This window comes from Streptomyces sp. NPDC002784 (assembly GCF_053592135.1).
Map to the genome: position 1 here is coordinate 1 of NZ_JBSFVD010000094.1, position 4,378 is coordinate 4,378.

Consider the following 4,378-nt stretch of genomic DNA (forward strand, 5'->3'; position numbering starts at 1 on the left):
AGTATCAAGCACGGCTCAGTCACTACAAGCGCCGTGGACACAGCCCTTGAAAACTGCCCAGCACTCAGAACAAGCACCGTTGCAGTACTAGGCCCCGGCGACCGCCTGCTGTGGTACACCACCACGCACTGGATGATGTGGAACCTGGTCGCCTCCACCCTGCTGACGGGCGCGACGACGTGCACGTACGACGACGTGCACGTACGACGGCAGCCCGGCGCCCTTGGCCCACCTCGACGTCCTGTGGGAACTGGCCGCACGCCACCGGGTGACCGTCTTCGGAACCAGCCCCCAGAACCTGCTGGGCATGGCCAAGTACGGCATCGACCCCTCCGGGCACGACCTGTCCTCGATCCGCGTGGTCGGCTGCACCGGCTCCGCCCTGCCGGCCTCCGCCTACCCCTGGGTCCGCGACCACGCCCTGCTCGCGTCCATCAGCGGCGGCACCGAAGTGGTGTCCGGCTTCGCCGGCAGCGCGCCCAACACGCCGATCTCGGCGGGGGAGTTGTCCGCGCCGCACCTGGGCGTGGGCACTTGCCGCGTACGACACCGAGGGCCGCCCGTTGACCGGCGAGGTCGGGGAACTGATCCTCACCCGCCCGATGCCGTCGATGCCGCTGTACTTCTGGAACGACCCCGACAGCACCCGCTACCGCGACGCCTACTTCTCCTCCTACCTGGGCGTATGGCGCCACGGCGACTGGATCACGGTCACGGGTCATGGCTCGGTGATCGTGCACGGCCGCTCCGACAGCACCCTGAACCGCAACGGCGTACGCCTGGGCAGCGCCGACATCGTCGAACGCCTCCCCGAGATCGTCCCGCCGGGCACTACGCGGGTGTGGCGGGCGACAACCGCCCAGTGCCTGGGGGCGGGCACCTACCTCGGGGTCCCTCACCCGGCTCTCTCGGAGTCGGACGAGGGCACGCTGGCGTCGTACTGGGCGGTGCCGATGAAGGGGCCCGGCCGGCTATGCGCTGTGGCGGACGTACTGGGGCTGGTGATGGTGGGTGCCTGCCTGGCCGAAGAGGACGGCGAGGACGCGTCGTGAACGCCACCGAGAGTCGTGAAGCCCCGGGCGCGGCACCGGTGGATGTCCTCACGATGCGCGCGAGTGTCGCCGAGGTACTTCCACCCGATGTGACTCCTACCGATCGGTCCGCGCTGGAGATGCTGACCGGCATGCTGCGCGCCCATCTGCAGCTGATCATCCCCGAGGTCGAACAGGCCGCCGAGCGGCTACCCGCTGACGACGTACCGCGCTACTGCGCACTCGTATCCGTCCGCGAAGCCCGCACCAAGCTGAACACCGGCCCTGGAGTGCTGCCGCATGACGCTGTGGCGCACGTGCGCAGACTCGGCCGGTCGCTGCTGGCGCTGTGCGATCACTACGAGACGCTGACCGGCGTTCGCATGTGCCCGGTCTGCGACCAGGCGCTCAGGCCGGGCGAGGACACGCTGCGGAACGGCAAAGACAGCCCGTCGGGGGGATCGGCCGTCGCGGGACGGATCCACGAGCGCTGCGCCCACGCCGTCCGCATCCGCTGCCCCTGAGCCGATCCGCATGGCCGTTGCCTCCAACACCCGTCCAGGTTTGCCAACGCTGGACAGATCGAGCGACCGGGGCGGGCCCTCCTTCGGCGCCGGGCGACTGTGGACCCGTACAACCACGGCCTTGAGCCTTTCCAAGTTCGCCCATGATGTGGCTCCAGACGGTCACTGCATGGGTGAGAACTTCGTCTCTCACTCAATGAGAATGCCCTCGCTCCGCGACGCCGGCCACGCGCATCCTTCCTGCATTCCACAGACGGGAGGCGACAACGTGGTCGTACACAACCTGCTGCCCGCGATACCCCGACCCACCCCCACCCTGTCCTTGCGGGTCCGAGCCAAGGACGTCGTCGCGGACGGCGTCGTGTCCCTCACCCTGGACCACCCCGACGGTGTGCGGCTGCCGGACTGGACGCCCGGATCCCACATCGATCTGGTGCTGCCGAACGGGACGACACGGCAGTACTCCCTGTGCGGCGACCGCTGGGATCCGTACAGCTACCGCATCGCCGTCCTGCGCGAGGCGGCCGGGCGCGGAGGATCGGGCTACGTGCACGACCGGCTGATGCCCGGTGACCGGGTGGGTGTCGGCGGGGCGCACAACCACTTCCCGCTCGTGCCGGCCGACCGCTACCTGTTCATCGCGGGCGGCATCGGAATCACGCCCCTGCTGCCGATGATCCAGCAAGCCGAACGGGTCCGAGCCGACTGGCAGTTGCTGTACGGCGGCCGCACCCGCGCCTCGATGGCGTTCCGCGCGGACCTCACACACGCCCACGGCGAGCGCGTGCACATCAGCCCCCAGGACGAGTACGGCCTGCTCGACCTGGCCGGGTGGCTCAGCGAACCGCTGCCCGGGACCAAGGTCTACTGCTGCGGACCGGCACCTCTCCTGGCCGCCGTCCAGGAGGCGTGCGCCCACTGGCCCGAACACAGCCTGCGTACCGAACGGTTCACCGCCGCCGACCGGTCCGAGCCCGTACGCCGGACGCCCTTCGAGGTGGAACTGCGGCGCACCGGCCGCACGGTCACCGTCACCCCGGACGTCTCCGTACTGCATGCCGTGCGCGGGGCCGGCGCCGAGGTGCTGTCCTCCTGCGAGCAGGGCACCTGCGGCACCTGTCTCGTCCCGGTACTGGAGGGAACCCCCGACCACCGCGACGCGGTCCTGGCCGACCACGAACGCGCGGCAGGCGACTGCATGATGCCCTGCGTGTCCCGCTCGCACTCCGACCGCCTCGTCCTGGACCTCTGAGCGTCCGCAACCGGCGCCCGACTGAGCCGCTCCGGCCTCGGCGGCCGACTGAGCCGCTCCGAAACCGGCGCCCGACTGAGCCGAGCGCTGCCGGATTCGCGAGCCCGTTCGGCACGAACATCCAAGCCCCGCACCGCCTTTCACGAACATGGAGCCGCCATGACCGCCCCCGCCTCGCCCCCGGTCAGCGACGCCGACCCGTTCGCCCCCGAGCACCTGGCACACCCCGCACCGCTCCACCGGCACGTACGCGAAGCCGGTCCCGTCGTCCGCCTGTCCCGCTACGACGTCCACGCCCTCGCCCGATACCAGGAGGTGCATGCCGCCCTCGTCGACTGGCAGACCTTCCAGTCCGGCGCCGGTGTCGGCTTGGCCAACTTCCGTCACGAGAAGCCGTGGCGCCCGCCGAGCCTGCTGCTGGAGGCCGACCCACCCCACCATGACGCGCCACGCCGCGTCCTGCGCGAGATCCTCGCCCCGCTCGCCTTGCGTCGGCTGCGTGAGTCGTGGCAGGCGGTCGCCGACGAACTCGTCGATACGGTACTGGCCGACCAGGGGCGGGAGTTCGACGCCTTCGAAGCCTTGGCGAAGGCGTTCCCCCTGCGGGTCTTCCCGGACGCCGTCGGTATCCGCCCCGACGGGCGGGAGAATCTCCTGCCCTACGGCAACATGGCCTTCAACGCCTTCGGACCGCGCAACGCCCTCGTGGAAGCCGACGCGCACCGGGTGGGCGAACTGTCGGCCTGGGTGAACGCCCAGTGCGCCCGCGAGGCATTGAGCGAGGACGGCTTCGGCGCCCGGATCTGGGCCGCCGCCGACCGCGGCGACCTCACCCACGCGCAGGCGCCACTGGTGGTGCGCTCCCTGCTCACCGCCGGCGTCGACACCACCGTGCACGCACTGGCGGCGGCGCTGTACGCCTTCGCCACGCACCCGGAGGAGTGGCAGCGGCTGCGCGCCCGTCCGGAGCTGGCGCGGGTGGCGTTCGACGAGGCGGTGCGCTGGCAGTCGCCGGTGCAGACGTTCTTCCGCACCGCCACCCGCGATGTCGACATCGCCGGTACCCGCATCCCCGAGGGCGGCAAGATCCTCATGTTCCTGGGCGCCGCGAACCGTGACCCGGAGCGCTGGAGTGACCCCGACCGCTTCGACCTCACCCGCGACCCCTCGGGCCACGTCGGCTTCGGCATGGGCATCCACCAGTGTGTCGGCCAGCACGTCGCACGCCTGGAAGCCGAGTCCCTGCTGACCGCCCTCGCCCACCGAGTCGAGCATCTCGAACTCGTCGGGCCACCCCGCCGTCACCTCAACAACACCCTGCGCTCCTGGGCCTCACTTCCCCTGCGCATCCGCCCGGCGAACTGACCACCGGTCCAGACGCCCACCCCAGGCAGCACCCAACCGAAAGAAGGGACCTTCCCCATGCCCCAGCACGTACGCGGTGTCATCGCCCGCGCCAAGGGCGAACCGGTACGCGTAGAGACGGTCGTCGTACCCGACCCCGGGCCGGGGGAGGCGGTGGTGAGGGTGCAGGCGTGCGGCGTCTGCCACACCGACCTGCACTACCGGGA

The 4,378-nt window shown here is 70.6% G+C and carries 3 protein-coding genes and 2 pseudogenes; all 5 read left to right on the forward strand.

Features of this window, described 5'->3' with window-relative positions:
* Positions 1-87 precede the first annotated feature (87 nt).
* Positions 88-818 (forward strand): annotated as a pseudogene (locus tag ACWD1Z_RS36525) (AMP-binding protein); the annotation flags it as partial.
* 230 nt (positions 819-1,048) lie between these two features.
* Positions 1,049-1,555 (forward strand): DUF6415 family natural product biosynthesis protein, encoded by a 507-nt coding sequence (locus ACWD1Z_RS36530; RefSeq protein ID WP_451125092.1) that lies wholly within the window; start codon positions 1,049-1,051, stop codon positions 1,553-1,555.
* 268 nt (positions 1,556-1,823) lie between these two features.
* Complete coding sequence (locus ACWD1Z_RS36535; protein ID WP_451125094.1) at positions 1,824-2,807, forward strand: PDR/VanB family oxidoreductase; 984 nt, start codon at positions 1,824-1,826, stop codon at positions 2,805-2,807.
* 159 nt (positions 2,808-2,966) lie between these two features.
* Positions 2,967-4,172 (forward strand): cytochrome P450, encoded by a 1,206-nt coding sequence (locus tag ACWD1Z_RS36540; protein WP_451125096.1) that lies wholly within the window; start codon positions 2,967-2,969, stop codon positions 4,170-4,172.
* Positions 4,173-4,229: 57 nt separating this feature from the next.
* Positions 4,230-4,378 (forward strand): annotated as a pseudogene (locus tag ACWD1Z_RS36545) (S-(hydroxymethyl)mycothiol dehydrogenase); the annotation flags it as partial.